This window comes from Stenotrophomonas sp. STEN046 (genome assembly GCF_056759755.1).
In genome coordinates this window covers 14,019-40,597 of record NZ_JBRRDR010000042.1, presented here as the reverse complement: position 1 = coordinate 40,597, position 26,579 = coordinate 14,019, and the positions used below count along the sequence as shown (strand labels likewise).

The window sequence follows — 26,579 nt, the reverse complement described above, 5'->3', positions numbered from 1 at the left end:
GGGGGGGGGGGGGTGGGGGCTGGGGGGGGGGGCGGGGCCCGCCTCCGCCCCGGCTGGGGCGCGGCGGGGGGCGCGGCCCCCCCCCCCCCCCCCCCCCCCCCCCCGCCCACAAACAGAAAAGCCAGAGCCGGCTGTTGCTCCGGCTCTGGCTTTGGCTTTGGCTTTGGCTTTTGATCCAGCGGGTGCCGGGCCGCAGGCCCCGCCGACAACCTCACACGACGGGTTCGCGCAATGCCGGATTATCCCAGCCCGGGCGCGGGGCGAAACGATCGCCGTGGCGCTGCTGCAGTGCCTTCAGCCGCTCCACGATCGCATCGGCACCCACCGCGCGGATGTGCTGGATCGGACCGCCGCGGAACGGTGCGAATCCGGTACCGAAGATCACGCCCGCATCCAGCAGGTCCGCATCGGCCACCACGCCCTCGTGCAGGCAGGCCACTGCCTCGTTCAACAGCGGCAGGATCAGGCGGTCTTCCAGGTCCGCCGGCGCCTGGTAGTCGCGCGCCACATCCGGCTTCTTCGCACGGCCGTTCTCCCAGGTGTAGATGCCCTGGCCATCCTTCTTGCCACGCTTGTCCGGTTCCACCGCCTGCAGTGCCGCAGGAATCTGCAGGCCCAGGAACGGCGCCAGTTCGCGGCCGACGCCGGCGGCCACGTCCAGGCCGACCGTGTCGATCAGCTCGATCGGGCCCATCGGCATGCCGAACTTCACCGCAGCCTTGTCGATCACCGGCCCCGGGATGCCTTCGGCATAGGCGGTCGCCGCTTCCAGCATGTAGGGGAACAGCACACGGTTGACCAGGAAGCCGGGGCTGCCGGCCACCGGTACCGGGAACTTGCCCAGTGCCTTGCAGAACGCCGCCAGGCGACGCTCGGTCTCAGCTGCCATGCCGTCGTGATGGATGATTTCCACCAGCGGCATCTGTGCCACCGGATTGAAGTAGTGCAGGCCTGCGAACTGCGCCGGCCGCTGGATGTGGTCGCGCAGCTCCACCAGCGGAATCGACGAGGTATTGGTGGTCAGCAGTGCATCGGCCTTCATCTTCGGCTCCAGCGTCTGATACAGCGCACGCTTGGCTTCGGGGTTCTCGATGATGGCTTCGATCACCAGGTCGGCTTCAGCCACGCCATGCCCTTCCAGATCGGCACGCAGGCGTGCGGCCACCGCCGGGCGCTTGCTCTCGTCGCGCACCTTCTTGGCGAACAGTGCCTGCGCGCGTTCCATCGCCGGGTCGATGAAGCGCTGCTCGCGATCCTGCAACGTCACCTCGAAGCCCTTGAAGGCGGCCCACGCCGCGATGTCGCCGCCCATCACGCCGGCGCCGACCACGTGCACGTGGCGGATGCCGGATTCACCACCGCCCAGGCCCTTCAGGCGCTCGGTAAGGAAGAAAATGCGGATCAGGTTGCGTGCGGTCGGCGTGCTGGCCAGTTTCACCACGGCGCGGCGCTCGGCATCCAGCCGCGCCTGTACCGGCTTGCCGCCGCTGCGCTGCCAGGTGCTGATCAACGCGTAGGGGGCCGGGTACTGGTCCTTCTTCGCCTTGCGCGCCACCTGCTTGACCATCTGCGGCGCCAGCAGCTGGCGTGCCGGCCAGGTGTTGGTGGCCCACGCCAGCGCACGCTGCTTGAACGGGCGCGTGGTGCCCGACAGTGCCAGTGCCACCGCGGTATCGAGCACCACCGCCGGTGCCACGACCTTGTCGACCAGGCCGATACCACGTGCGGCCGAGGCCGACAGGGTGCGGCCGGTCAGCATCATGTCCATCGCCGCCGGGGCGCCGACCAGCTGCGGCAGGCGCGCGCTGCCGCCCCAGCCGGGGAAGATGCCCAGCTGGGTTTCCGGCAGGCCGATGCGGGTGCTGGCATCGTTGGAGGCCACACGGTATCGGCACGCCAGCGCCAGTTCGGTGCCGCCGCCCAGGCAGTGGCCGTGAATGGCTGCCACGGTGGGGCAGGGCAGCTCGGCCAGTTTCTGGTAGGTGGACTGCCCGCGGCGGATCGCATCGTTGACGATGCCGCGGCGGTCGAACTCCTGGAATTCCTTCAGGTCCGCACCGGCGATGAAGCCGGCCTTCTTCAGCGACTGGATCACCACGCCCTTGGGCGGGTCCATGGCGATGCGCTCAATCAGGTCGCCCAGCTCCAGCAGCACGTCCTGCGACATCGCGTTGACACTGCTGTCCTGACGATCGAGGGACAGGACCACCACGCCGTCGTCGCGGATCTCGGGTTGCCAGTGGCTGAAGCGGAGACCATCGAAGCTTGGGAGCATGGACGTTCCATCCGGTTGTGTATGGAGAAGCGGCTATGATCCAGAGGTTGTTTCCCCCGCGTCAAATCCCAATAGCAGGGGGTGGTGGCCCCGGATCCAGAACCTTGGAAGGGAACGCTAGCGGAACGGTGGTTAAAAGCTGGTGCGGCGCCAGATGATCGGCGACTGAACTTTTCCCGGGATTGGCAGTCTCATTGCCCGACGTCGGTTGGGCTGACAGGAGTGCGGCCCCTCATGGCCGATGTTGATACACCTCAGGAGCTGGATCTGGAGCTGGTCCGGCGCGTGCAGCAGGGCGAGAGTGCCGCCTTCGATGTATTGGTGCGCAAGTACCAGCATCGGGTCGTGGCCCTTGTCGGTCGCTACATCGCCGACTGGAGTGAATGTCAGGACGTGGCCCAGGACACTTTCATCCGTGCTTACCGTGCGATTGGAAGCTTCCGTGGCGACGCCCAGTTCTCAACCTGGTTGCATCGGATCGCCGTGAACACCGCCAAAAACTACCTGGCTTCGCACAACCGCCGCCCACCGACCGATGACATCGACATCGGCGACGCCGAGCAGTTCGACAGCGGTACCCGCCTGCGCGACACCGACACGCCCGAGCGCGAGTTGATGCGCCAGGAACTGGAACAGACAGTGATGAAGGCCGTCAATGCGCTGCCGGAAGAACTCCGGTCGGCGATCACCCTGCGCGAGGTGGAAGGCCTGAGCTACGAGGAAATCGCGCAGAAGATGGGGTGTCCGATCGGCACCGTGCGATCCCGGATCTTCCGGGCGCGCGAGGCGATCGACATTGAACTCCGGCCGCTGCTGGACATCGGCAGCGCCACCCGCGAGAAGAGCCGCATATGACCCGCATTCCGAACAACGATTCGCCCAATCATCAATCCCCCGCCGGGCAGCGCCTGGACCAGCGTCACCGCGAACAGCTGTCGGCCCTGATCGATGGCGAGCTCGGCGCCGACGAGGCCCGTTTCCTGCTGCGACGCATGGAGCACGACCCCGAACTGGGAGGCTGCCAGGAGCGTTGGCAGCTGCTGGGGGACGTGATGCGCGGCCAGGCCTCGCTGCTGGCACCGGCCGGCTTCAGTGCCGCGGTGGCTGCGGCCGTCGCTGCCGAACCGGTACCGCTGGCTGAATCGCGTCGGCAGATCCGGCGCAGTGGCTGGCGTGCGTGGGGCGGTGGTGCCCTGGCTGCGTCGGTCGCCGCCGTGGCCCTGTTCCTCGGCCGTGAAAAGCTGCAGGAGGCGCCGGTTGTGGAGGCGCCTGCCGCACAGGTGGTCGCCAGCCAGGCGCAGTTGCCGCCGGCACCGGTACAGCCGGCGGCGGTCACCGAAGCCTCGGTGGGCACCGCCGCACTGGCCGTCGCCAGCGCTCCTGCCGTGGCCGTGGCCGCCACAGGCCGTCGCCAGGAGGCCCGTCGCGCCAGCGCAACCCGCAGCCAGCAGGCCGCGCGCGTGGCCCAGCGTGATGATGCCCCGCTGCGCGCGGTGGCCAGCCAGGCACCGTTGACCCCGACCGTGCCTGCTACTGGCGCCCGCCACCTGCCGTTTGGCGAGGTCAGTGGCCTGCAGGCCCGGCCGTGGCCGCGCTCCAGTCTGGCACCGGCTGCCGGCGGCGCCCTCAACGCCAGCTTCCCGGCCCATGCCGGCAGCGCGGCGTTCTATCCCTTCGAGCCACGCCTGCAGGACGACCTGCCAGCGTCGCAGCGCCCGCGCGACTGAGCCGGGCACCGTCATGCCCCGCCCTCGGCGGGGCACCCCTTTCCTTCTCTCCATCCGACCCGGAGGTTGCCGTCCGATGACTCCCCGACTCCGCACGCATGCCATTGGCCTGTTCGCCCTGACCCTGCCGCTGGTGGCCTGCGCCCAGCCAGCGCCGCCTGCCGCCCAGCCGCAGGCCGCTGCCGCGGCGCCACGCGCACCGGCGCAACCGCTGGTCAGCGGCCTGCCTGACTTCACCAATCTGGTTGAACAGGTCGGCCCCGGCGTGGTCAACGTCGATACCACCATCGTCCGCAGCAACCGCCAGGCGCGGGGCGGCATGGGCCCGGGCGACGATGAGATGCCCGAGTTCTTCCGTCGCTTCTTCGGCCCTGATTTCCCGATGCCGGGGCAGGGACCGGGTGGTCAGGACGGCGGCCCCAGCATCAAGGGCCGCGGCATGGGCTCGGGCTTCATCATTTCGCCCGACGGCTACGTGCTGACCAACTACCATGTCATTGCTGATGCCAGTGAAGTGAAGGTAAAGCTCGGCGACAATCGCGAGTTCACCGCCAAGGTGGTCGGCAGCGACCAGCAGTACGACGTGGCCCTGCTGAAGATCGACGGCAAGAACCTGCCGACCGTGCGCGTGGGCGATTCCAATACCCTCAAGCCGGGCCAATGGGTGGTCGCGATCGGCTCACCGTTCGGTCTTGACCATTCGGTCACCGCAGGCGTGGTCAGCGCGCTCGGCCGCAATACCGGCGGCCCCGACCAGCGCTATGTGCCGTTCATCCAGACCGATGTGGCGATCAACCAGGGCAATTCCGGCGGTCCGCTGCTGAATACCCGCGGCGAAGTGGTCGGCATCAATTCGCAGATCTTCTCCGCTTCCGGTGGCTACATGGGCATCAGCTTCGCGATCCCGATCGATCTGGCGATGAGCGCGGTCGAGCAGATCAAGAAGACCGGCAAGGTCACCCGTGGCCAGATTGGTGTTGCTTTGGACCCGAAGCCCATCGACGCGACGATGGCCAAGGGCCTCGGTATGTCCGACACACAGGGCGCTCTGGTAAATGAGGTCGTTGCGGGGAGTCCCAGTGCCAAGGCCGGCCTACTGCCGCTGGACGTCATCCGTTCGGTCAACAGAACCCCCATTCGTGATTCGTCCCAGCTACCGCCCATGATCGGCGTCATGGCGCCTGGATCGTCCGTTGTGCTGGAAGTGCTGCGGGATGGCAAGCCGCGCAGCATAACGGTGATCGTGGGTGCTGAGTCTGTCGCTGCCGAGGCGGTCGGAGCCGGGGCGGGGGGCGGCGACCGCCCGGGCAACGCCGCTGATCGCCTGGGCCTGACTGTCGAAGACTTGGATCCTGCGACCAGGAAGCAGATGGGGCTGAAAGCAGGCGGCGTGCGTATCGCGCAGGTTGCAGATGCAGCCCGTGATGCCGGTCTCGGCAGGGGGTTGGTCATCACTCAGGTGGGCAGGACTCCGGTCGAGAGCGCGTCCCATTTCAACGGGCTGGTGGCCCGTGCCCGTCCGGGCGATGCCGTCGTGGTGCTGGTCTACAACCCGCAGAATGGGGCGAGTCGTTTTGTGGCCCTTTCTGCCAAGTAATTGATTTATAAGCCCGGACGCAGATTTTCATTGCGTCCGGGCTCCGGCTTCCGGGTCAGACCTGGAGGTTCCTGTCTACACAGTAGCCGTTGCCGCCACCATCGATGAAGCAGCATTCGTGGATGTCACAGACTTTGTAGATCCGTGCGAATGCCGACGAGGGCGCCAGAGCGCAGGCACAAGTTGCTGCAAAGAGGGCGATTGCCTTGATCTTCATTCATTTGGTCCCTTGTTTGCGATTTCGTGAGTAGCGGCGTCTGCCGCAGGCCATTGATCGCATTTCTTGCCGAGGGTTGAGAATGAGATTTGTTGCATTTGGTCTCGCCAGTGGCGTGGAGCAGGCGGAGATATGCGCTCACTGGCGTCAGAACAGAGCTCTTGTTGTGGCCGAAGCCCCGCCCCCGCGGGGCTTCGGCCATTACGGGGCCGTTAGGCCCCGCCAACCCCGCCGCCCCCCCCCGGGCATGCGAAAATACACTTTTACCCAGACCACCCCCCGCGCCGCCGCCACCTCTCTATGTCCTCTGATTCGATGCGGAACATCCGCAACTTCTCCATCATCGCCCACGTCGACCACGGCAAGTCCACGCTGGCCGACCGCATCATCCAGCTCTGTGGCGGCCTCCAGGCCCGCGAGATGGAAGCGCAGGTGCTCGACTCCAACCCGATCGAGCGCGAGCGTGGCATCACGATCAAGGCGCAGTCGGTGTCGCTGCCGTATGTAGCGAAGGACGGCCAGACCTACCACCTGAACTTCATCGATACCCCCGGCCACGTCGACTTCTCCTATGAAGTCAGCCGCTCGCTGGCCGCCTGCGAAGGCGCGCTGCTGGTGGTCGATGCAGCCCAGGGCGTGGAAGCGCAGTCGGTGGCCAACTGCTACACCGCCGTCGAGCAGGGCCTGGAAGTGGTGCCGGTGATCAACAAGATCGACCTGCCCACCGCCGACATCGAGCGCGCCAAGGCCGAGATCGAGGCCGTGATCGGCATCGATGCCTCCGACGCGGTCCCGGTCAGTGCCAAGACCGGCCTGAACGTGGTCGACGTGCTGGAGGCGATCGTGCATCGCATCCCGGCGCCGGTGCCGCGCGATACCGACAAGCTGCAGGCGCTGATCATCGATTCCTGGTTCGACAACTACCTGGGCGTGGTCTCGCTGGTGCGCGTCATGCAGGGCCAGATCAAAGCCGGCGACAAGCTGCAGGTGATGACCACCGGGCGCACCCACCAGGTCGACAACGTCGGCGTGTTCACGCCGAAGCGGAAAGTGCTGCCGACCCTGCGCGCGGGTGAAGTGGGCTGGGTCACGGCCAGCATCAAGGACGTGCACGGTGCGCCGGTCGGCGACACCCTGACCCTGGCCGCCGACCCGGCGCCGCATGCGCTGCCTGGTTTCCAGGAAATGCAGCCGCGCGTGTTCGCCGGCCTGTTCCCGGTCGATGCCGAAGACTACCCTGACCTGCGCGAAGCGCTGGACAAGCTGCGCCTGAACGACGCCGCGCTGCGCTTCGAGCCGGAAAGCTCCGAGGCGATGGGCTTCGGCTTCCGCTGCGGCTTCCTCGGCATGCTGCACATGGAAATCGTGCAGGAACGCCTGGAGCGCGAGTACAACCTGGACCTGATCAGCACCGCGCCGACAGTGATCTATGAAGTACTCAAGACCGACGGCAGCATCATCAACATGGACAACCCGGCCAAGCTGCCGCAGTTGAACCATGTGCAGGAAATCCGCGAGCCGATCATCCGCGCCAACGTGCTCACCCCCGAGGAGTACATCGGCAACATCATCAAGCTCTGCGAGGAAAAGCGCGGCAGCCAGATCAGCATCAACTACCTGGGCAGCCAGGTGCAGATCAGCTACGAGCTGCCGATGGCTGAAGTGGTGCTGGATTTCTTCGACAAGCTGAAGTCGGTCAGCCGTGGCTACGCCTCGCTGGATTACCACTTCGTGCGTTTCGATGCCGGCCCGTTCGTGCGCGTGGACGTGCTGATCAACGGTGACAAGGTCGACGCACTGTCGCTGATCGTGCACCGCAGCCACGCCGATCGGCGCGGTCGCGAGCTGTGCGAGAAGATGAAGGACCTGATCCCGCGCCAGCAGTTCGACGTGGCCATCCAGGCCGCCGTCGGCTCGCAGATCATCTCGCGCACCACGGTCAAGGCCATGCGCAAGAACGTTCTGGCCAAATGCTATGGTGGCGACGTTTCGCGCAAGAAGAAGCTTCTGGAAAAGCAGAAGGAAGGCAAGAAGCGCATGAAGCAGGTCGGTCGCGTGGAAATCCCGCAGGAAGCCTTCCTGGCCGTGCTGCAGATGGACAACAAGTAAGCCCCGAACCGGCCTTCGGGCCGGTCGTCCGGTGACGTTGCAAAGGACCCAGAATGAAACTGTTTGAGATCCTCCTGGTAGTGCTGACCCTGGCCTCCGGCCTGATCCTGCTGGCCGACAAGCTGTACCTGGCCAAGCGCCGTGCCCAGCGCGCCGGCCTGCTGGATACCGAGCCGGTGCTGGTGGACTACTCGCGTGCGTTCTTCCCGGTGCTGGCGATCGTGCTGATCGTGCGCAGCTTCATTGCCGAGCCGTACAAGATCCCGTCCAGTTCGATGATGCCGAACCTGCTGATCGGCGATTTCATCCTGGTCAACAAGTTCTCCTACGGCCTGCGCCTGCCGATCACCAACACCCGCCTGGTGCCGGTCAGCGATCCGGCCCGTGGTGACGTGGTGGTGTTCCACTTTCCCGGCCACAGCGACAACGATCCGGCCAAGGGCGAGAACTTCATCAAGCGCGTGATCGGCATTCCCGGTGACACCGTCGTGTTCGAAGGCGATGGCGTGATCCTCAACGGCGAGCCGCTGAAGTACGACAACAAGGGCATCTACGCCGGCCACAAGGGCCAGGGCGAGGGCGCCAACCTGCTGGTCGAACACCTGCCGGGCCGTACCCACACCGTGCTTGAGACCGACTACCCGCGTGGCGCTGGCCAGTGGACCGTGCCGGCCGGCAAGTACCTGGTGATGGGCGACAACCGCGACAACAGCGATGATGGCCGCTTCTGGGGCCTGCTGCCGGAAGAAAACCTGCGTGGCAAGGCATTCCTGATCTGGCTGAACTGCCAGGGCTGGTTCTGCAAGGACGGCTTCGAACCGTCGCGGATCGGCTCGAGCATCAACTGACTTCACATCCACTCGCGTATCTGGGGAGAACGCAATGAAGACGATGAACACGCAGCGCGGCATGACCCTGACCTCGTTCCTGACGGTACTGATCGTGGTTGGCTTCTTCCTCTACATCGGCATGAAGCTGTTCCCGATGTACCAGGAGTACTACGCAGTGCGCTCGGCGATGAAGAGCCTGGCCAAGGAACCCGGCATCGGCAGCATGGCGCCGGCAAACATCCAGGACCTGTTCTTCAAGCGGCTGTACATCAACTACTCCGAGAACGTGAAGCCGGCCAACGTCAAGTTCGACCGCCGCGACAATGGCTGGACCCTCAAGGTCAACTACGAAGTGCGGCGGCCGCTGGTCGGCAACCTGGATGTGGTTGGCAAATTCGATTCCTCACAGGACCTGACCCGTAGCGGTGGCGAATAAATCTTTCCAACGTGAAGACCTGATCGGTCATGACTTCGGCGATCCAGCCCTGCTCAAGCAGGCGCTGACCCACCGCAGTGCCGGCGCGCCGCACAACGAGCGCCTGGAGTTCCTGGGTGACAGCATCGTCAACATGATGGTGGCCGAGGCGTTGTACCTGCGCTGGCCCAAGGCAGACGAAGGCGCGATGACCCGCGCGCGCGCCGAGCTGGTGCGCGAGGGTGCGCTGGCGGTGATCGCGCGCACCCTGCAATTGGGTGAGCGGCTGACGCTGGGGCCGGGTGAAATGAAGTCCGGCGGCCATCGTCGCGACTCGATCCTGGCCGATGCGCTTGAAGCGGTGGTCGCGGCGATCTACCTCGATGCCGGCTTTGAAACCTGCCGGACCGTGGTCCTGCCCTGGTTTGCTGCCTCGATGGAGGCGCTGCCGGCCACCGGACGACCGGAGAAAGACCCCAAGACCCGCCTGCAGGAATGGCTGCAGGGCCGACAGAAGGCGTTGCCTCAGTACGAACTGGTGTCAGAATCCGGTGACGACCACGCCAAACACTTCCGGGTACGCTGCAACGTAGCCGACCCCGCCGCCAGCACCGAGGGCGAAGGCTCCTCGCGGCGGATTGCCGAACAACAAGCGGCCGCGGCCGTCCTTGAACAACTGGATTCCAAGTGAGCGAACAAACTACCCATCATTGCGGCAGCGTGGCTGTCATCGGCCGCCCCAACGTGGGCAAGTCGACCCTGACCAATGCACTGGTCGGGGCCAAGGTCAGCATCGTGTCCAACCGGCCGCAGACCACCCGCCACCGCCTGCTGGGCATTGCCACCTACCCGGAAGGCCAGCTGGTGCTGGTCGATACCCCGGGGCTGCACAAGGTGCAGAAGCGGGCGATGAACCGGGTCATGAACCGCGCCGCGCGTGGTTCGCTGGAAGGCGTCGATGCCGGCCTGCTGGTGATCGAAGCCGGTCGCTGGGACGAGGAAGACAGCCTGGCCTTCAACGTGCTGCGCGACGCCGGCGTTCCGGTGGTGCTGGTGGTCAACAAGATCGATCGGATGAAGGACAAGGGCGCGTTGCTGCCGTTCCTGCAGGAAGTGACGGCCGGCCGCGACTTCTCCTCGGTGCACCCGATCTCGGCGCAGAAGCGCAACGGCCTGGAAGCGCTGGTCCGCGACGTGCTGGCGTTGTTGCCCGAAGCCCCGCCGATGTTCGGCGAAGACGAAATCACCGACCGCAGCCAGCGATTCCTGGCCGGCGAACTGGTGCGCGAACAGCTGATGCGCCAGCTGGGTGAGGAGCTGCCGTACGCCACCACCGTGGAAATCGAGCGCTTCACCGAAGACGGCAACCTGCTGCGCATCGGTGCGGTGATCTGGGTCGAGCGCGAAGGCCAGAAGGCCATCGTGATCGGCAAGGGGGGTACCCGCCTGAAGGAGATCGGGGCCAAGTCCCGCCTGCAGATGGAACGCCTGTTCGGCGCCAAGGTCTTCCTGGAGACCTGGGTGCGCGTGCGTGAAGGCTGGTCCGACGACGAGGCCGCACTGAAGGCCTTCGGCTACGAATAAGCCGCGACGGTCGCTTCGATGCTGATCGAGGACGACACCGGCTTCGTGCTGCATGCACGGGCCTACCGCGAGACCAGCCTGCTGGTCGAGGTATTGAGTGCCGGGCACGGCCGTATCGGCCTGCTCGCGCGCGGCGTTTCCACTGCCAAGGGGCAGGTGCTGCGCGCCGCCCTGCAGCCGCTGCAGTGGATCCGTTTCAGCGCCTTGCAGCGTGGCGAGCTGGCCCAGCTGCGTGGCGCCGAGGCGCTGGACGCGGCCCCGCGGCTGGTCGGCCAGGCCATGCTGGCCGGCTTCTACCTGAGTGAACTGACTCTGCGCCTGGCCCCGCGCCAGGACCCGTTGCCGGAGTTGTACCTGGCCTATGGCGAGGCGCGCGCGCGCCTGGGCGTGGGGGCCGGGCTGGCGTGGACCCTGCGTCGCTTCGAGCGCGAACTGCTGGCCGCACTGGGTTTCGGTTTTGATCTGGAAACGGCCAGTGACGGGCAACCGATCGACCCGGCCGCGCGTTATGAACTGGATGCGCAGGAGGGCGCGCAGCGCCTGCTGAGCGAGCGTGGCGGCGAGCGTCGTGCGGCCGCCACCGGTTCGGCGCTGTTGGCGTTGGCGGCCGACGAGGAACCCGGCGCGGCCGACCTGGCCAGCCTGCGCCTGCCGATGCGGCGGGTGCTGGCCCACCATCTCGGGCCGCGCGGTCTGAAGTCCTGGGAAATGCTCGAGCAGCTCGCTCCCAAGCGTTGAGGGGTGTCCGGCAGGACTGCGCCCTGCACCCGCGGTAGTGCCGGCCGCTGGCCGGCAATCTCGGTAGCAACGGCAACAGCGGGGATTCCGTGGGATGGCGGGATCCACCCCAGATTGATTTCAATATCTGACAGATTTCATCCACGCATGGCGTGGATCTACTGGCCGCCGGCCAACTGTCAGAGGTGGGGTGGTGTGGGTGGGCAGGACCGTTGGCGCCATGGATGGCGCCATCGAGCCCCCATGGACGGGTTTACGGCGTGTCCTGACCACCCACACCGCCCCGCCATCCCACAGAATGCCCGCTTTGGCTTTGGCTGTTGCCGTTGCACTGAGCAGGTGCAGGGCGCAGCCCTGCCGAACCACTCTCAATGCAGGAGCGCTGCCACCGCCGCGCGGAACCCCGCCTGTGCCTGCCCGGACTCCGGAGTGTGATGCAGCTGCCGCACCGCGCGCGCCAGTCGCGCCGCACCCACGAAACCGCAGCTGGCCTGCAGCCGATGCAGCTGGCTGCGCAGCTGGCGCTCGTCGTGCTGGTCCACCGCCAGTTCCACGGCATCACGTACGCCAGGCAGCTCGGCCAGGAACAGTTCGCGCAGGGCGATCAGATGATTGCGCTGGCCATTGAGTGCGGCCAGCGCAGCGGTTTCATCCCAGTCTTCCACCGCCAGCTCTACCGCCGCAGGTGGCAGGGTGGGGCCCGCCGGGCTGTTGACCAGGGCGCGACGGACCGCCTTCAGCAGCTGGTCGCGGCCCAGCGGCTTGACCAGGGTGTCGCTGAACCCGGCCTCGCGCAGGCGCGCATGGATGGACACGTCGCCATCGGCGGTGTGCGCCAGCGCGGGCGTGTCCGGGTGCGAACGGCGCAACTGGTGCAGCAGCTGGGCGCCATTGCCGTCGGGCAGGTTGACGTCGATCAGCCACAGATCATGGGCGCCGGGTTCGGCGCGCTCCAGTGCACTGGCCAGCGAGTCAGCGGTATCCACATCCGCTGGTAACGTTTCCAACGCCGCTTTGAAAAAGCCACGGCTGATGATGTCGTCCTCGACAAGCAGGAATCGGGGCCGACTGGCCCGCGGGGTCATCTGCATCAGGGCTGCCTCCATGTCAGCTGGGGTCAATCATCAAGCACGGCGGCGGCGGGCGCAAGCGGCCAGCGGCCCCGCCGGTCAGGATCTGCGACAATACGGCCCCACTTTTGCCCGCAGCCTGTTGCCACGTGGCCCGATCCCGCTCCCGTCTCGACCGTACTCCCTTCCAGACCGAAATCCTCGACCTCAGCCATGACGGCCGCGGTGTCGCCCGCCGTGAAGGCGAGGGCGGCAAGGTCACCTTCATCAGCGGCGCCCTGCCGGGCGAAGTGGTGATGGCCGAACAGACCGCCCGCAGCCGCCACTTCGACGAAGCGCGCACGGTCGAGGTGCTGCAGGCCTCGCCGCAGCGGGTGGTCCCCAAGTGTCCGCACTTCGGTACCTGCGCCGGCTGTGTGCTGCAGCATCTGGATGAAGCGCAGCAGATCGTGGCCAAGCAGCGCGTGCTGATGGACAACCTGGAGCGCATCGGCCATGTGAAGCCGGGCGCGGTGCTGCCGCCACTGGTCGGCGACAGCTGGGGCTACCGCCGCAAGGGCCGGTTCTCGGTGCGCCGTGTGGAAAAGAAGGACAAGACCCTGGTCGGCTTCCGCGAGCAGGACCCGCGTTTCGTCGCCGATCTGCAGCAGTGCCTGACCGTGGTCCCGGAAATCGGTACGAAGGTCGAAGTGCTGTCGACCTTCATCGAAACCCTGGATGGCAAGCGCGACATCCCGCAGATCGAATTCATCGCCGGCGACCAGGCGGTGGTCCTCACGGTTCGGCACCTGCAGCCGCTGAGCGAGGCTGACCGCGCCGCCTGGGCGGCCTTCGGCCAGCAGCAGGGCTTTGTCATCTACCTGCAGTCCGGCGGCGTGGACACCGTGCAGCCGTTGGATGGACAGGGCGTGGCGCTGTCGTTCCGGTTGGCCCCGTGGGATGTCGAGCTGGCGTTCCGCCCGCTGGATTTCATCCAGGTCAACGCCAAGCTGAACGAAAAAATGATCGCCCACGCGCTGGACCTGCTTGAGCCGGGTGCCGACGAGCGCGTGCTGGACCTCTTCTGCGGCCTGGGCAACTTCACCCTGCCGCTGGCACGCAGGGTGCGCGAAGTGGTGGGCGTGGAAGGCGATGCCGGCCTGGTGGCGCGGGCGCGTGAGAACGCCGAGCGCAATGGCCTGGCCAACGCGCAGTTCTACAGCGCCGACCTCACCCAGGACCAGCGCAGCACGCCGTGGATGCGCCAGGGCTTCGACAAGCTGCTGCTGGACCCGCCGCGTTCGGGGGCGATCGAAGTGCTGCAGCAGCTGCCGCTGAAGCAGTTCAAGCGGATTGTCTATGTCAGCTGCCATCCGGGCTCGCTGGCCCGTGATGCCGGCTATCTGGTCAACGAACAGGGCTTTACCCTGGTCAGCGCCGGGGCGATGGACATGTTCCCGCACACCGCGCACGTGGAAAGCATCGCGGTGTTCGAAAAGCGCTGAGGCGCTGCGGCGCCGGGGCTGCCCGGCGCCAGCCCTGCCGTCGCATGGCGGGCAGGGCGCTTACTCGGCCGGTGCGTTCTGCCACTGGCCGTCCACGCGGACGAAGGCCATGGGCTGCTCGCCCTGCTCGCTGCCGTCGCCTGCGCGCACGGTGCATTCAATGACGGCCCGTTCTCCGTCGACATCGCAGTTCTTCACCTGCTGGACCTGCAACGTGCTGGCTGCCTGTTCGAATCGCACGCGCAGCGCCGGGTCGGTCTGCTGTTGCGCCTCGGCGGCGATCCGCGCGCGCAGCAGCACCTGCACCTGGTCTGCCGGCGGTGCCGGCACCGGCACATTGCGCTGATCCGGCAGGGTCCAGGCGCCGTCCACCCGAGCCAGCCGCAGCAGCTGCGGGCGCGTGTTGATGCCAGCGCTGGCCGTGGCGATGCAGTCGACCGTGTCGGCCGCTTGCGCTGGCGCACAACTGGACAGGCTCTGCAGCCTGGGCCGGAAGCTTTCGGCAACCAGCCGGCTGCTGTCGCTGGCAGGACGCTCGGCAATGGCCTCATCGAACATGTGGTCCATCGCTGCCTGTGCCTGCTGCAGCGAAGGCAGCGCGCCAGGTGCGGCAATGCCGGGTGCGCACGGCAGCAGTGCCGACACAGCGAGACAGCGCTGAAGGTGGCGGGAAATCGTCATGGGCAGCCATTCCTTGGTGGGGGCGCGCAGTGTAGTCGGCCCTGCGGCCGGCCCGGTAGGCAGTGTCTGGCGGGGGCTGCATACTGTGCCGATGGGCATTGAAATCGAACGCAAATTCCTCGTAACCGGCGATGGCTGGCGTAGCGCCGCGCACCGGGTCATCCCGATGGCGCAGGGCTACATCAACGATATGGGCGCACTCGACCGCGGCACCCAGAATGCCTCTGTGCGGGTGCGGATCGAGGGCGATGGTGCTGCGCTCAACCTGAAGTCGCGCACGATCGGCCACACCCGACAGGAGTTTGATTATCCGATCCCGGTGCAGGATGCCCGCGACCTGCTGGCGCTGTGCGTGGGCGGCCTGATCGACAAGCGCCGGCATCTGGTCGAGCACGCGGGCCTGACCTGGGAAGTGGATGAATTCCTGGGTGCCAACGCTGGCCTGGTGGTTGCCGAGGTCGAACTTGACAGCGCCGACCAGGCGATCGCGCTGCCGGACTGGGTCGGCGCCGAAGTGACCGATGACAGCCGCTACTACAACGTCGCGCTCGCCAGTCACCCCTATTCACAGTGGTGAAGTCCCGCTGTCCCCTTTTTTAAGACGCGGCGGTCCCCATGTGGTTGGGATGAGAATCGACATCTATTCCGACGTGGTCTGCCCCTGGTGCTGGATCGGCAAGCATCGTTTCCAGCAGGGTGTGCAGTTGCTGGGCGCCGACGCGCCTGAACTTGAGATCCATTGGCAGCCGTTCCAGCTGGATCCGGATGCTGATGCAACGCCGGTACCGCTGCGCGAGGCCTATGTGCGCAAGTTCGGCGGCATCGAGCGGACCGAGCAGATTCTCGGCCAGACCCAGACCACCGCGCGCGCCGAAGGGCTTCCGATGGACTTCAGCCAGGGCCAGGTGCGGGTCACCACGCTGCCGGCACATCGCCTGCTGTGGCTGGCTGGCCAGCACGGCGTGCAGGAGGCCGTCGGTGAGGCGTTGTTCCGCGCGCACTTCGAGCGCGGGCAGAATCTGGCCGATCCTGCGGTACTGGTCGAGGCTGGCGCGGCCGGCGGATTGGCTGCCGGGGAGATCCAGCAGATGCTGGCGGGCGAACGTGGCATGGCCGAGGTCGAAGCAGGCCTGGCCCAGGCCCACGCGCTGGGTGTTTCCTCGGTGCCCACCTTCGTCATCGATGGCCGCTGGGCCGTTTCCGGTGCGCAGCCCCCGGAAGCCTTCGCCAACGCCCTTCGCCAGATCGCTGCCGAACAGGGCGCAACCGCACCGGCCGCCGCTGACGACGCCGCCTGCGGTCCGGACGGCTGCAAGGTGTAAAAGAAGGCGGACGGAGGGGATCAGGGCGTATCCGGCGCCTATCGGCCGATTGCGCCTTGATCCCCTCCGTCCCCCTCTTGCCACCTGCGTCTGCGAGCGGGTTCTGCGACAATGCGGCACTGCGCCATGCGGGCGCCCGTTGTGGAGATCGACCATGCTGCTGATCGGCGTTGCCGGCACTGAACTGACCGCCCAGGAACGCGACTGGCTGCAGCACGATGCTGTGGCCGGGGTGGTGCTGTTCAAGCGCAACTTCGCTTCACGCCAGCAGGTGACCGAACTGTCTGCGGCGATCCGCGCCGCCGCGCCGCGTCCGCAGTTGATCTGCGTGGACCAGGAAGGGGGGCGCGTACAGCGTTTCCGTGAGGGCTTCAGCGCGCTGCCGCCGCTGCAGGACATCGGTGTCCAGTATGCGCAGGACCCCGCCGCCGCACTGGCACTGGCCGAGCAGCACGCCTGGCTGATGGCCAGTGAAGTGCGCGCCAGCGGCGTCGATCTGAGCTTTGCACCGGTGGTCGACCTGGCCCGCGGCAACCGCGCCATCGGCAACCGTGCCTTCAGTGAAGACCCGCAGGTGGTGGCCGCCTTTACCGCCGCCTATGTGCGTGGCATGCACGCAGTCGGCATGGCCGCCACGCTCAAGCATTTCCCGGGCCATGGCACCGTGCTGGAAGACACCCATGTGGACACCGCGATCGACCCGCGTGCGCTGGACGAGCTGCGCGCGCAGGATCTTGTCCCGTTCACGGCCGGCATTGCCGCCGGTGCCGATGCGGTGATGATGGCCCACGTGATCTATCCGCAGATCGCGCCGGAACCGGCCGGCTATTCGCCGCGCTGGATCCAGCACATCCTGCGCGGTGAGCTTGGCTTCCGCGGCGTGGTGTTCTCCGATGACATCGGCATGGCCGCCTCGCACAGTGCCGGTGGCGTGCCGGCGCGCGTGCACGCGCACCTGGATGCCGGCTGCGACGTGGTGCTGGTCTGCCACCCGGAACTGGTCGATGAAGCCCTGCACGCCGTGCAGGGACGCGCCCTCAATACCGCTGCGCTGCTGGGCCTGCTCGGCCGCGGCGCGCTTGGCTGGGATGGCCTGCTGGCCGATGCCCGCCATGGCGACACCCAATCCCGTCTGCTTCACACCCTTGGAAGAACTGTCTGATGCCCAACCTCACCATTTCCCAGGCCCTGGCCCAGGCCGACCTGCTGGTCGACCGCCCCACCATCGACAAGGCCATTGCCGGCATCGCCGACGCCATCGCGCGCGACTACCAGGGCGAGGTGCCGCTGTTCCTGTCGATCATGCACGGTGCGTTGCCATTCGCCGGCCAGCTTGCGCTGGAACTGGGCGCGCGTGGCCAGGATGTGCAGTTCGACTACCTGCATGCCACCCGCTACCGCGGCGAGACCACCGGCGGTGACCTGGTCTGGAAGCACAAGCCGGCCACCGCGCTGTTCGGCCGTCGCGTGCTGCTGGTCGACGACATCCTCGATGAGGGCTACACCCTGCAGGGCGTGCGCACCTGGTGCCTGGAGCAGGGCGCGACCGACGTTCGCATCGCCGCGATGACGGTGAAGATGCACGACCGCGCACTGCCGGATGTCACCGCCGACTATGCCGGCATCGAACTGCCGGACCGCTACGTGTTCGGTTTTGGCATGGACGTCAACGAAACCCTGCGCTGCGTGCCGGCCATCTATGCGATGAAGGAGTAAGGTCGGGCTGTCCGCGGCCTGTCCTGTTCTGTCCTGTTCTGTCCCGCGCCGGCATCCTTGGGTGCCGGCGTTTGTCTTTCCCTGGAGTGCTTTCAATGCAACAGATCGCCCTGGCCGTGATCGGCGGTACCGGTGTCTACAACCTGGCCAAGCTTGATGATGTGCAGACCCACGAGGTGGATACGCGCTTTGGCAAGCCGTCCGGCCCGGTGCGGGTAGGAACGTTGCTGGGCCATCGCGTGGCCTTCCTGGCGCGGCATGGTGAAGGCCACTCGCTGCCGCCGCACAAGATCAACTACCGCGCCAACCTGGCCGCGCTGCAGCAGATCGGCGCGCAGCGGGTGCTGGCGTTGAACACGGTGGGCGGCATCGGCGACGACTTCGGTCCGCGTGTGCTGGCCTGTCCCGACCAGGTGATTGATTACACCTGGGGCCGCATCAGCACGATCTGTGAAGAAGAGGGCACCGACGTGGTGCACGTGGATTTCGGCCATCCGTACACGCCGATGCTGCGCAGCAAGATCCTGGCGGCGGCGAAGGTGACCGGCGTGAAGGTGCACGATGGCGGCTGCTATGGCGCCACCCAGGGTCCGCGACTGGAAACCATCGCCGAGATCGCGCGCATGCGCCGCGATGGCTGCGACCTGGTCGGCATGACGGGGATGCCTGAAGCCGCACTGGCGCGGGAGCTTGGGCTGGATTACGCCTGCCTGGCGATCGTGGCGAACTGGGCTGCAGGCTGCGGCGACGGTGAGGAGATCACCATGGCCGAAGTGCTGGCCAACGTGCAGGCCGCCAGCAACGGACTTCCGGAACTGGTAGGCGAATTGGCGCGGGGGTGATTGTCATCGCGTAACAAGCTTTGCATACTCAGCTTGTGCGCGGGTTCAGCGTACACCACCCATTCATTGCAAAGGTCTCGCATCACCATGCCGAACGGTACCGTCAAGTGGTTCAACGACGCCAAGGGATTTGGCTTCATCTCGCCGGAGGATGGCAGCGCCGACGTGTTCGCGCACTTCTCTGCCATCAACTCCAAGGGCTTCCGTAGCCTGCAGGAAGGCCAGCGTGTCACTTATGACGTGACCCAGGGCCCGAAGGGTGCCCAGGCGTCGAACATCGTGCCGGCCGAGTAATTCTCGCGCTGTGCACTGAAAACCCCGCTTCGGCGGGGTTTTTTTTTGCGCACGTTGCAGACAGGCCCGCGCCGCGCGGCGGAAGCTTCGCGCCTGCCTCAGCGGTTCCAGCCTCATTTGGGTTTTGGCTGAGGCACAATGCAGCCATGATGGAACGACTGCGCATCGCCGTAATCGGCTACGGCACCGCTGGCCAGGCATTGGCCATCCTGCTCACCCGTGATGGCCACGAGGTGGAGATCTTCGAACGGGTGCCGACTCCCGGGCCGGTTGGTGCCGGGTTCCTGCTGCAGCCCAGTGGCCTGCAGGTGGTGTGGCAGATGGGTCTGCTCGATGCCGTACGTGCCCACGCCACGCCCGTGCACCGGCTGTACGGTGACACCCCGTGCGAGCGCGCGGTGATGGACATGGGCTATGACGGGCTGGACGCACGCCTGCATGGCCTGGGCATGCAGCGCGGCGCATTGTTCTCGGTACTGGACCAGGCCCGCGAAGGTGCAGGCGAGCTGCACGTGGGCACGACGATCGTCCATGTCGACCACGAACAGGGACGGTTGCGCGACAGCGACGGCCGCACGCACGGCCCCTTCGACCTTGTTGTTGCTGCCGATGGTGCGTCCTCCACACTGCGCGACGGTATCGCGGGCGGCACCGCGCTGGATCGGGTGTACCCGTGGGGCGCGTTGTGGTGCCTGTTGCCGGCCGAGGACTGGCCGCACATGCAGCAGCTGCGGCAGCGCTACGTGGCCGCGCGCAAGATGATCGGACTGCTGCCGGTGGGAACGCGGCCGGGTGATGACATCCCCCGCCTGAGTTTCTTCTGGAGCCTGCCGCGCGCGGATTTCGAACGCTGGCAGCGTGATGGCATGGCGCCGTGGCTGGATGAGCTGCATGCACTGTGGCCGCAGGCCGGCGCACGCTTTGCCCATCTGCGTGACGCCGGTCAGCTGGCGCGCGCGGTGTACCGCGATGCAGTGATGAAGCGTTGGCACCAGGGCCGACTGGTGCTGGCCGGCGATGCGGCACACGCGATGAGCCCGCAGTTGGGGCAGGGCGTGAACATGGCGCTGCTGGATGCGTTGGCGCTGCGCGACGCATTGCGTACCCACGGCGGTGGTGAGACGGCGCTGCAGGCCTATCAGGCGCAACGACGTGCACATGTGGCGGTCTACCAGCGCTGGAGCCGATGGCTGACGCCCCTGTTCCAGTCCGACCGTGATGCGTGGGCGACAGCACGCGATGTGCTGTTGGGACCGATGGGCCGCATGCCCGGCGGACGCGGTCACATGCTGCGCGTGCTCAGCGGAACGCAGCATGGGTGGATGGGCGCGCTGGCGCTCGATCCGGCATTCATCGAGGCGCTCGCTGCGACGCCGCTGCCGGCCCGGATGATGCCCTCCGCAGTGACGGTGTGAAGCATTCCGTCACGTCAATTAACAGTTGCCTCACCTGTTCTGTGCGACAAGAGATAAGCACGCGACAGCCGCGTCGCCCGTTTTCCTTTCCGTGATCAATCATCGCGCGTGGCCCGGGTGGCAGCGCCGTCGCGGCCTGCTGCGGCCCGGATGCGCCGCATGATGGATGAGGAGGACGCCATGTTGTTCGCGGTCGAGGAGCTGGAATCGGAAATCTGCAAGCTGCGCGGGTTGCTGCGCATGCTGCATGAAGACCAGCCCGACGTACTGGAAGATGTATTCGAGTTCCATGTCGGCAGTTTGATCAGTCATGCATCACCGGAAGACCACGGTCATATCCGCGCCTGTGCGCAGGAGATGCTGCGGGTGACGCGCGCGCTGCCGCGCCATGTCGAGAAAGCCTCGCCCGATTTCAGGCTGATGCCGGAGAGCATCGCGCGCCCGGCCTAGTCCTGCCCGCACAGCAGGGACTCAACGCGGCGGCAACGGCACCACACTGCCTTCCACGCAGGCGAGCAACCGCTCACCCGGCGCAAGCCTGGGCACTACACCGGCAGTGAAGGCCGAGAATGCTGGCAGGACGGTGACGCGCTCGCGCAGCCAGAATGCGGGAAATCGCCGGCGCAGCGCCGGCAACGCAACCTGTGGATGTACATGACCCGACAGCACGTGCGCGTCGGCGTCGGGCAGCGGCTCGTGGCGCAGCAGGAACGGCCCCAGCCGCGCGTGGTCATGCATCTCCACCTGCAGTGCCGCATGCGGAAGATGACGGTCGTGGTTGCCGCGTACCACGTGGACGGCAAGCGCTGCATGCTGCTCGCGCCACCCCAGCCATTGCTGATGCCACGCGGCGCGATGCGCTGGGCCATGCAGGACATCACCCAGGATCCACAGTTGCGCGCACTGGTGCACGGCGATCAGTTCACCCAGACGTTGCAGGTCATCGCCGGTACCGCCTGCTGGCAGCGCGATTCCCGCCCGCCGGAACACATCGGCCTTGCCCAGGTGCAGATCGGCGATCAGCAGTGCGCCGCGCGCCGGCCACAGCAGGGCGCGGCCTCCCAGCAGCAGCATTGGTTCACCGCCCAGGTGCAGTGGCAGATCAGCGCCGTGCCCGGCCATGGCGGCGCTCCAGTTGCTGGGCGGCGCGCTGCACGCGCGTGCGCCAGTCTTCATTGCTGAACTGCCCGCGCAGGCGTTCGGCCCACAGCGGAAACGCCAGCGGTGTAAGTGACGTTGGCCGTTGCAACGACAACGACCGTGTGGCGATGCCTGTCAGTACCTGCTGCAGGCCGGGCAGATCCAGGCTGTCATACAGCACTTCATGTTCTGCCAGCGCCAGCAGCAGGTGTCCGGGATCGTGTTCGCGCAGCACGTCATGCAGCAATCCGGCCGAGGCCTGCAGCTGGCGCAGCGAACGCGGCATGCCGCCGGGCAGGCTCGGCACCAGCAGGCCGGCCACGCGCGCGATGCCGCGGAACTGCCGGCGCGCAAGCTCACCCAGATTCACCGCTTCGCGCAGGTCCTGCAGCAGTTCTGCGTCGGCCAGCAGCGTCCGCCAGTCCTGCTCATGCAGTTCCAGTGGCGTGGCCGGAGCGAGCACCAGGCCGTGGTCGTTCACCGCGTAGCCGATGCTGTTGCGCTGACGGCGCGTGCAACGCAAGGCCAGCAGCGCGGCCAACGCTTCATGCACGTGGCGGCCGGCAAAGGGATAGACGAACAGGAACTGACCTTCGCGCCGCCGCACATCTTCCACCAGCAGGTGCTGCGCCGACGGTGCGGCCGACAGCCGCGCCTGCAATGCCAGCAGCGGTGCCAGCCAGCGCGATTCCGGACTCCGGTCGGTGCCGGACAGGACCGCTTCCAGTGCACGGCCAAGGGGCATCGACAGTGGCAGCTGGCCGCCCTGCCAGCGCGGCACCACGCCATCGCCGCTGCCGCGTGCCACGCGCACGAAGGCCGTCATGTCACGCAGCTGCACCAGTTCCAGCAGGCGCCCGGCGAACTGGAAGCGGTCGCCGCGGCGCAGGCGGCTGGCGAACTGTTCTTCCACCGCACCCAGGCTGCCACCGCGCAGGAACTGCACGCGCACGCTGCCGTCGCTGCTGATGGTGCCGATCGACAGGCGGTGACGCAGTGCCTGGCTGCGCCCGGGCATGCGGTAGATGCCATCGGCACCGCGTACCACCTTGTGGAAATCCGGATACTGCGACAGCGCGCGTCCGCCCTGCACGATGAACTCGAGCACGGCATTCCATTGTGCTTCCTGCAATGCTGCGAACGCATGCGTGCCCCGTACCTGCGCAAGCAGCGATGCGGACTCGAAACCGCCGGCCAGCGCACGGCTGATGGCGTGCTGGGCCAGCACGTCCAGTGACAGGGTGGGAAGACGGCGTGCTTCGATCACACCGGCATGCAGTGCGTGCCGTGCTGCCGCATATTCGGCAAGTTCCAGCGCGTGGCTGGGAATGCACAGGATCTCGCCGCTGGCACCGGGGCGATGGCGCGCGCGTCCGGCACGCTGGCGCAGGCGGGCCACGCCTTTCGGGCTGCCCAGCTGCAGCACCTGGTCCACTTCCGGAAAGTCCACGCCAAGGTCGAGGCTGGATGTCGCCACCACGCAGCGCAACGCACCGGCACGCAGCCCATCTTCCACCTGCTGGCGCAGCGCGGGATCGAGTGAGCCGTGATGCAGCGCCAGGGTCGTGGTGTCCTCCGGCCATACCGCCGAAAGGGCCTGGTGCCAGAGTTCGGCCTGCGCGCGCGTATTGGTGAACAGCAGGCTGCTTCGCGCGCGGAACAACGCGTCGAGGACGCGCGGCAGCTGCCCCAGGCCAAGATGCCCTGCCCATGGGAAGCGCTCGCCGGGCTCGGGTAACAGGCTGCGGATGGTCACTGGCCGTTGCCGCGCACCCTGCACGATCGGCGCCTGCGGCAGATGCGGCAGCAGCACCTCACGCGCCTGCGCCAGGTTGCCCAACGTCGCCGACAGCCCCCACAGCTGCATCGTCGGCGCTGCCTCGCGCAGCACCGCCAGGTTCAACTGCAGCAGCACGCCGCGCTTGTTGCCCAGCAGTTCATGCCATTCGTCCACCACCACGCAGCGCAGCGCGCGCATGCGCTCCAGCGTGTCGGGATAACTGAGCAGCAGCGCAAGCGACTCCGGCGTGGTCACCAGCACATCGATGCGCCCTTCGCGGGCCAGGCGGCGCTCGCGGTTGCTGGCATCGCCGCTGCGCAGGCCAACGCGCCAGCCCAGGCCGAGACCGTCGATCGGCGCCTGCAGCGCGCGTGCGGTATCACTGGCAAGCGCACGCAGCGGGGTGACCCACAGCACCTGCAGCGGGCGCACGGCACTTGCCCGGCGCGGCACCGGCGGTGGGGCGAGCAGGGCCTGCAGCAACGGGCCACCGAACATGGCCAGGGTCTTGCCGCTGCCGGTGGGCGTGTGCAGCAGGCCTGATCCGCCTGCCAGGTAGTGCCGCCACATCGCGCGCTGGAACGGCAGCGGTCGCCACCCGCGGCTGCCGAACCAGTCCTGCAGGCGCTGCAGTGCTTCGCTGCGCTTCATCGGGCCAATGCCTGCAGCTGTGCCAGATGGTCGGCTTCGGCAGCCGGCTTGTCGTGGCGCCAGCGCAGGATGCGCGGAAAGCGCACTGCGATGCCTGACTTGTGGCGCGCGCTGCGGTTGACCGCTTCAAAGCCCAGTTCGAACACCTGTTCGGCGGCTACGCTGCGCACCGGGCCGAAGCGCTCGCGCGTGTGCGCGCGGATCCAGCGGTCGAGGGCGAGGATTTCCTTGTCGTCCAGGCCGGAATAGGCTTTGGCCACCGGTACCAGCACCTCGCCGTCCCAGACCCCGAAGGTGTAGTCGGTGTACAGGGTGCTGCGCCGGCCATGGCCCGCCTGCGCGTACAGCAGCACCGCGTCGATCGTGAGCGGGTCGACCTTCCACTTCCACCAGTCGCCGCGACGGCGACCGGACTGGTAGACCGAATCGCGGCGCTTGAGCATCAGTCCTTCCACACCGCGCTCGCGCGATGCCTCGCGCAGCTGCGCGGCGTGCTGCCAATCGTTGCAGGGTACTTCCGGCGACAGCTGGATGCGTGGATCGCCCAGTGCAGCCACCACCTCGGCCAGCTGCGCGCGCCGCAGCTGCAGTGGCAGCCCGCGCAGGTCATCGCCGTTACGCTCCAGCAGGTCGTAGGCGAGTACGCGCACCGGCGTATTGCGCAGGGTGGCAGCGCCGGGCTTGCGGCGCTGTATGCGCGTCTGCAGCGCGGTGAATGCGCGCGGCAGGTTGTCTGTCCCGTCCCATGCCAGCAGTTCGCCGTCGAGCACGCAGCCATCGGGCAGCAATGCGGCGGCGTGTTCGATTTCCGGGAAGCGTCCGTCCAGGCGTTCCTCGCCACGCGACCACAGCGCCACTTCGCCTCTGCGCCGCAGCAGCTGCAGGCGGATGCCATCCCACTTCCATTCCAGCAGCCAGTGCCCGATCGCGCCGAGCCGCTCGGCGGGGTCGCCCTCCAGCGGCGAGGCAAGGAAGAAGGGGTAGGGCTGTTGACGATCGGTTGGCAGCTCGTCGGCAGACAGCAGGGTGGCGAGCAGCCCGGGTGAGGGCACCCACTCACCGAGCATGCGCTGGGCGATGCGCGCGATATCCAGCCCGGACCACTCAGCCAATGCCTGCTGCACCACGCGTTGCGACACCCCGACGCGCAGCGCACCGGTCAGCAGCTTGTTGAAGACCAGGCGTTCTGCAGAGGCCAGCTGTCGCCAACCGGCCACCACCGCAGCACGCCGGACCGGCTCGGGTTGGTTGGCAACCGCCAGCAGGTGCTGCTCGATCCAGTCGGCCAGCGGACGATCGGCGGTATCGGCGTCGGCAGCGGGGTCGTCGAGCAGCAGGGTGAGCGTTTCGGCAAGATCGCCGACCTGCGCGTAGCTGTCTTCGACCAGCCATGCCGGCAGGCCGGATTCTTCGGCGATCCATGCGCGCAGTTCGCCGCTGGCGGCGATCTTGCGCCGTGCGCCGCCAACCTTGCCGCCGCTGAGCAGGTACAGCGCCCACGCTGCGTCGTGGGCGCGCGCATGGGCGAAGTAGTCGATCAGTGCAGCGCGTTTGTCCAAGGTCGCCGTGCTGCGATCCAAGCGCTGGTACAGCGCGGCGAAGGCCTTCATTCCTCGCTCCCGAAATCGGTGCGGAAGGCTTCGGCGGCAACGCCGCGTTCGCGCAGGTATGGAATCAGCGCATCGGTATTGCCATGGGTGGCGATGATGCGTCGCGCACTGGTCTGCGCGATGGTCTGCAGCAGTGCCGGCCAATCAGCATGATCGGAAACCACGAAGCCGCGATCGACGTTGCGGCGGCGGCGGTTGCCGCGCAGCTGCATCCAGCCCGATGCGAAGCCGAGCTGGTGGCGGCCGAAGCGGCGCAGCCACGGCGTGCCGGCCGCCGACGGGGGCGCCAGGATCAGTTGTCCGGCCGCATCGGGCTGGCGCCCCTGCTCGGCAACAGTGAGGGTGTCCAGCATCGGTATGCCGGCCTGGCGATAGACCGCCACGCCATTGGCGATGGCACCGTGCAGCCAGGCTGGCTGGTCATCCACCGCGCGCAGTTCGGCCAGTACCCGTTGCGCCTTGCCCAACGCGTAGCACAGCAGCACCGCGGCCTCGCCGCGCGAAGCGCATTCGCGTCGCCAGGCGGCGATATCGGCGGCCACCGCACCGGTATCGGGCCAACGGTAGATCGGCAGTGCGAAGGTGGCTTCGGTGATGAAGGTGTCGCACGGCACGACTTCGAACGGGGTACAGGTGGGATCGGGCTGGCGCTTGTAGTCGCCCGAGGCCACCCACACCTGTTTGCCATCGTCGATGCGCACCTGCGAAGAACCCAGGACATGGCCGGCCGGATGCAGCGATACCTGCACCTGCCCCAGCTGGAACGGCACGCCCTCGGCATGCGCATGCAGTGCGACATCGCCCAGCCGCCAGCGCAGGATCGGCACGCTGCCCTCGCTGCAGTGGTAATGGCCCATGCCCGGGCGCGCGTGGTCGCCATGGCCGTGGGTGATGACCGCGCGCGGTACCGGCCGCCACGGATCGATGTGGAAATCACCTGCCGCGCAGTACAGCCCTTCCGGGCGCAGTACCACCAGATCGTCGTTGCCTGCCATGCCGACACTGTGGCGCGACGGTCGTGCAGGCCGCGAGAATCGGCCTGAACGCGGAGTTGCCGGGCAATGCGGCACAATCGGGGCGCA

At 67.1% G+C, this 26,579-nt stretch carries 26 protein-coding genes; 18 read left to right on the top strand and 8 right to left on the bottom strand.

What is annotated here, in order from left to right; genetic code table 11:
• Positions 1-211: 211 nt before the first annotated feature.
• Complete coding sequence (locus tag ACVOLJ_RS16930; RefSeq protein WP_481564667.1) at positions 212-2,275, bottom strand: 3-hydroxyacyl-CoA dehydrogenase NAD-binding domain-containing protein; 2,064 nt, start codon at positions 2,273-2,275, stop codon at positions 212-214.
• 234 nt (positions 2,276-2,509) lie between these two features.
• Between ACVOLJ_RS16930 and rpoE the strand changes: the two genes are divergently transcribed.
• The 3 genes from rpoE to ACVOLJ_RS16915 all read left to right on the top strand — a co-directional run bounded on the left by rpoE (position 2,510) and on the right by ACVOLJ_RS16915 (position 5,599).
• Entirely contained in the window at positions 2,510-3,130 is a 621-nt protein-coding gene (gene rpoE, locus ACVOLJ_RS16925; RefSeq protein ID WP_475279941.1) for an RNA polymerase sigma factor RpoE, read from the top strand.
• Positions 3,127-4,002, top strand: coding sequence for a sigma-E factor negative regulatory protein (locus ACVOLJ_RS16920; RefSeq protein ID WP_481564666.1), 876 nt, complete (start codon positions 3,127-3,129; stop codon positions 4,000-4,002). The genes rpoE and ACVOLJ_RS16920 overlap by 4 nt, the downstream gene beginning before the upstream one ends.
• Positions 4,003-4,078: 76 nt before the next feature.
• Positions 4,079-5,599, top strand: coding sequence for a DegQ family serine endoprotease (locus tag ACVOLJ_RS16915; RefSeq protein ID WP_481564665.1), 1,521 nt, complete (start codon positions 4,079-4,081; stop codon positions 5,597-5,599).
• Between the two features lie 55 nt (positions 5,600-5,654).
• Here the strand turns inward: ACVOLJ_RS16915 and ACVOLJ_RS16910 are convergent, their stop codons facing one another.
• A complete protein-coding gene (locus ACVOLJ_RS16910) occupies positions 5,655-5,816 on the bottom strand; it encodes a hypothetical protein (RefSeq protein WP_481564664.1) in 162 nt (53 codons plus the stop codon).
• A gap of 315 nt (positions 5,817-6,131) precedes the next feature.
• On the opposite strand from ACVOLJ_RS16910, the gene lepA reads away from it, so the two are divergent.
• From lepA to recO, 6 genes are read left to right on the top strand one after another with little or no spacing between them, the layout of a single operon-like run.
• Positions 6,132-7,925 (top strand): translation elongation factor 4, encoded by a 1,794-nt coding sequence (gene lepA, locus ACVOLJ_RS16905; protein ID WP_475279938.1) that lies wholly within the window; start codon positions 6,132-6,134, stop codon positions 7,923-7,925.
• Between the two features lie 53 nt (positions 7,926-7,978).
• Entirely contained in the window at positions 7,979-8,773 is a 795-nt protein-coding gene (gene lepB, locus ACVOLJ_RS16900) for a signal peptidase I (RefSeq protein ID WP_475279937.1), read from the top strand.
• A gap of 34 nt (positions 8,774-8,807) precedes the next feature.
• A complete protein-coding gene (locus ACVOLJ_RS16895) occupies positions 8,808-9,191 on the top strand; it encodes a DUF4845 domain-containing protein (protein ID WP_475279936.1) in 384 nt (127 codons plus the stop codon).
• Positions 9,181-9,861 carry a ribonuclease III gene (gene rnc, locus ACVOLJ_RS16890; RefSeq protein ID WP_481564663.1) on the top strand — a complete coding sequence of 227 codons (681 nt, stop codon included), beginning with the start codon at positions 9,181-9,183 and terminating at the stop codon, positions 9,859-9,861. Before ACVOLJ_RS16895 ends, rnc begins: the two co-directional genes overlap by 11 nt.
• Positions 9,858-10,754 (top strand): GTPase Era, encoded by an 897-nt coding sequence (era, locus tag ACVOLJ_RS16885; protein WP_475279934.1) that lies wholly within the window; start codon positions 9,858-9,860, stop codon positions 10,752-10,754. Before rnc ends, era begins: the two co-directional genes overlap by 4 nt.
• Positions 10,755-10,772: 18 nt before the next feature.
• Complete coding sequence (gene recO, locus ACVOLJ_RS16880; protein ID WP_475279933.1) at positions 10,773-11,492, top strand: DNA repair protein RecO; 720 nt, start codon at positions 10,773-10,775, stop codon at positions 11,490-11,492.
• 368 nt (positions 11,493-11,860) lie between these two features.
• On the opposite strand, the gene ACVOLJ_RS16875 is transcribed toward recO, so the two are convergent.
• Entirely contained in the window at positions 11,861-12,583 is a 723-nt protein-coding gene (locus ACVOLJ_RS16875; RefSeq protein ID WP_475279932.1) for an Hpt domain-containing response regulator, read from the bottom strand.
• Positions 12,584-12,711: 128 nt separating this feature from the next.
• Here ACVOLJ_RS16875 and rlmD point away from each other — a divergent pair, with 128 nt between their 5' ends.
• Positions 12,712-14,046: a 23S rRNA (uracil(1939)-C(5))-methyltransferase RlmD gene (gene rlmD / locus ACVOLJ_RS16870; RefSeq protein ID WP_475279931.1), complete on the top strand. Its 1,335-nt coding sequence runs from the start codon at positions 12,712-12,714 to the stop codon at positions 14,044-14,046.
• Between the two features lie 60 nt (positions 14,047-14,106).
• On the opposite strand, the gene ACVOLJ_RS16865 is transcribed toward rlmD, so the two are convergent.
• Complete coding sequence (locus tag ACVOLJ_RS16865) at positions 14,107-14,727, bottom strand: hypothetical protein (RefSeq protein ID WP_481564662.1); 621 nt, start codon at positions 14,725-14,727, stop codon at positions 14,107-14,109.
• 91 nt (positions 14,728-14,818) lie between these two features.
• Between ACVOLJ_RS16865 and ACVOLJ_RS16860 the strand changes: the two genes are divergently transcribed.
• From ACVOLJ_RS16860 to ACVOLJ_RS16825, 8 genes are all read left to right on the top strand, one after another.
• Positions 14,819-15,304, top strand: a complete 486-nt coding sequence (locus ACVOLJ_RS16860) for a CYTH domain-containing protein (RefSeq protein WP_475279929.1) — start codon at positions 14,819-14,821, stop codon at positions 15,302-15,304.
• A 49-nt stretch (positions 15,305-15,353) separates the two neighbouring features.
• Positions 15,354-16,049 carry a DsbA family oxidoreductase gene (locus tag ACVOLJ_RS16855; protein ID WP_481564661.1) on the top strand — a complete coding sequence of 232 codons (696 nt, stop codon included), beginning with the start codon at positions 15,354-15,356 and terminating at the stop codon, positions 16,047-16,049.
• Positions 16,050-16,203: 154 nt separating this feature from the next.
• A complete protein-coding gene (nagZ, locus tag ACVOLJ_RS16850) occupies positions 16,204-17,211 on the top strand; it encodes a beta-N-acetylhexosaminidase (RefSeq protein ID WP_481564660.1) in 1,008 nt (335 codons plus the stop codon).
• Positions 17,211-17,765, top strand: a complete 555-nt coding sequence (locus ACVOLJ_RS16845; RefSeq protein ID WP_475279926.1) for a hypoxanthine-guanine phosphoribosyltransferase — start codon at positions 17,211-17,213, stop codon at positions 17,763-17,765. The genes nagZ and ACVOLJ_RS16845 overlap by 1 nt, the downstream gene beginning before the upstream one ends.
• A gap of 95 nt (positions 17,766-17,860) precedes the next feature.
• Positions 17,861-18,607: an S-methyl-5'-thioinosine phosphorylase gene (locus ACVOLJ_RS16840; protein WP_025879179.1), complete on the top strand. Its 747-nt coding sequence runs from the start codon at positions 17,861-17,863 to the stop codon at positions 18,605-18,607.
• A gap of 87 nt (positions 18,608-18,694) precedes the next feature.
• Positions 18,695-18,901: a transcription antiterminator/RNA stability regulator CspE gene (gene cspE, locus ACVOLJ_RS16835; protein ID WP_128097271.1), complete on the top strand. Its 207-nt coding sequence runs from the start codon at positions 18,695-18,697 to the stop codon at positions 18,899-18,901.
• Positions 18,902-19,047: 146 nt separating this feature from the next.
• Positions 19,048-20,316 carry an FAD-dependent oxidoreductase gene (locus ACVOLJ_RS16830; protein WP_475279925.1) on the top strand — a complete coding sequence of 423 codons (1,269 nt, stop codon included), beginning with the start codon at positions 19,048-19,050 and terminating at the stop codon, positions 20,314-20,316.
• Positions 20,317-20,496: 180 nt separating this feature from the next.
• On the top strand, positions 20,497-20,766 hold the full coding sequence (locus ACVOLJ_RS16825; RefSeq protein ID WP_475279924.1) for a hypothetical protein: 270 nt from the start codon (positions 20,497-20,499) through the stop codon (positions 20,764-20,766).
• A gap of 21 nt (positions 20,767-20,787) precedes the next feature.
• Here ACVOLJ_RS16825 and pdeM read toward each other — a convergent pair whose 3' ends face one another.
• Genes pdeM through ACVOLJ_RS16805 form a run of 4 tightly spaced genes read right to left on the bottom strand, consistent with a single transcriptional unit; the run spans position 20,788 to position 26,492 of the window.
• Complete coding sequence (gene pdeM, locus ACVOLJ_RS16820; RefSeq protein ID WP_481564659.1) at positions 20,788-21,438, bottom strand: ligase-associated DNA damage response endonuclease PdeM; 651 nt, start codon at positions 21,436-21,438, stop codon at positions 20,788-20,790.
• Entirely contained in the window at positions 21,419-23,887 is a 2,469-nt protein-coding gene (locus ACVOLJ_RS16815) for a ligase-associated DNA damage response DEXH box helicase (protein ID WP_481564658.1), read from the bottom strand. Before ACVOLJ_RS16815 ends, pdeM begins: the two co-directional genes overlap by 20 nt.
• Positions 23,884-25,497 (bottom strand): ATP-dependent DNA ligase, encoded by a 1,614-nt coding sequence (locus tag ACVOLJ_RS16810; protein ID WP_481564657.1) that lies wholly within the window; start codon positions 25,495-25,497, stop codon positions 23,884-23,886. Before ACVOLJ_RS16810 ends, ACVOLJ_RS16815 begins: the two co-directional genes overlap by 4 nt.
• Positions 25,494-26,492 (bottom strand): ligase-associated DNA damage response exonuclease, encoded by a 999-nt coding sequence (locus ACVOLJ_RS16805; protein ID WP_481564656.1) that lies wholly within the window; start codon positions 26,490-26,492, stop codon positions 25,494-25,496. Before ACVOLJ_RS16805 ends, ACVOLJ_RS16810 begins: the two co-directional genes overlap by 4 nt.
• Between the last annotated feature and the right edge of the window lie 87 nt (positions 26,493-26,579).

Excerpts from the sequence above, each read along its gene's own strand:
- ACVOLJ_RS16845 (WP_475279926.1), top strand. The coding sequence starts at position 17,211 with ATGCCCAACCTCACCATTTCCCAGGCCCTGGCCCAGGCCGACCTGCTG.
- ACVOLJ_RS16855 (WP_481564661.1), top strand. The coding sequence starts at position 15,354 with ATGAGAATCGACATCTATTCCGACGTGGTCTGCCCCTGGTGCTGGATC.
- ACVOLJ_RS16910 (WP_481564664.1), bottom strand. The coding sequence starts at position 5,816 with ATGAAGATCAAGGCAATCGCCCTCTTTGCAGCAACTTGTGCCTGCGCT.
- ACVOLJ_RS16875 (WP_475279932.1), bottom strand. The coding sequence starts at position 12,583 with ATGCAGATGACCCCGCGGGCCAGTCGGCCCCGATTCCTGCTTGTCGAG.
- lepB (WP_475279937.1), top strand. The coding sequence starts at position 7,979 with ATGAAACTGTTTGAGATCCTCCTGGTAGTGCTGACCCTGGCCTCCGGC.
- ACVOLJ_RS16810 (WP_481564657.1), bottom strand. The coding sequence starts at position 25,497 with ATGAAGGCCTTCGCCGCGCTGTACCAGCGCTTGGATCGCAGCACGGCG.
- ACVOLJ_RS16825 (WP_475279924.1), top strand. The coding sequence starts at position 20,497 with ATGTTGTTCGCGGTCGAGGAGCTGGAATCGGAAATCTGCAAGCTGCGC.
- ACVOLJ_RS16830 (WP_475279925.1), top strand. The coding sequence starts at position 19,048 with ATGATGGAACGACTGCGCATCGCCGTAATCGGCTACGGCACCGCTGGC.
- lepA (WP_475279938.1), top strand. The coding sequence starts at position 6,132 with ATGCGGAACATCCGCAACTTCTCCATCATCGCCCACGTCGACCACGGC.
- ACVOLJ_RS16805 (WP_481564656.1), bottom strand. The coding sequence starts at position 26,492 with ATGGCAGGCAACGACGATCTGGTGGTACTGCGCCCGGAAGGGCTGTAC.
- ACVOLJ_RS16860 (WP_475279929.1), top strand. The coding sequence starts at position 14,819 with ATGGGCATTGAAATCGAACGCAAATTCCTCGTAACCGGCGATGGCTGG.
- recO (WP_475279933.1), top strand. The coding sequence starts at position 10,773 with ATGCTGATCGAGGACGACACCGGCTTCGTGCTGCATGCACGGGCCTAC.
- rpoE (WP_475279941.1), top strand. The coding sequence starts at position 2,510 with ATGGCCGATGTTGATACACCTCAGGAGCTGGATCTGGAGCTGGTCCGG.
- ACVOLJ_RS16865 (WP_481564662.1), bottom strand. The coding sequence starts at position 14,727 with ATGACGATTTCCCGCCACCTTCAGCGCTGTCTCGCTGTGTCGGCACTG.
- cspE (WP_128097271.1), top strand. The coding sequence starts at position 18,695 with ATGCCGAACGGTACCGTCAAGTGGTTCAACGACGCCAAGGGATTTGGC.
- ACVOLJ_RS16895 (WP_475279936.1), top strand. The coding sequence starts at position 8,808 with ATGAAGACGATGAACACGCAGCGCGGCATGACCCTGACCTCGTTCCTG.
- pdeM (WP_481564659.1), bottom strand. The coding sequence starts at position 21,438 with ATGGCCGGGCACGGCGCTGATCTGCCACTGCACCTGGGCGGTGAACCA.
- ACVOLJ_RS16930 (WP_481564667.1), bottom strand. The coding sequence starts at position 2,275 with ATGCTCCCAAGCTTCGATGGTCTCCGCTTCAGCCACTGGCAACCCGAG.
- ACVOLJ_RS16915 (WP_481564665.1), top strand. The coding sequence starts at position 4,079 with ATGACTCCCCGACTCCGCACGCATGCCATTGGCCTGTTCGCCCTGACC.
- ACVOLJ_RS16840 (WP_025879179.1), top strand. The coding sequence starts at position 17,861 with ATGCAACAGATCGCCCTGGCCGTGATCGGCGGTACCGGTGTCTACAAC.
- ACVOLJ_RS16920 (WP_481564666.1), top strand. The coding sequence starts at position 3,127 with ATGACCCGCATTCCGAACAACGATTCGCCCAATCATCAATCCCCCGCC.
- nagZ (WP_481564660.1), top strand. The coding sequence starts at position 16,204 with ATGCTGCTGATCGGCGTTGCCGGCACTGAACTGACCGCCCAGGAACGC.
- ACVOLJ_RS16815 (WP_481564658.1), bottom strand. The coding sequence starts at position 23,887 with ATGAAGCGCAGCGAAGCACTGCAGCGCCTGCAGGACTGGTTCGGCAGC.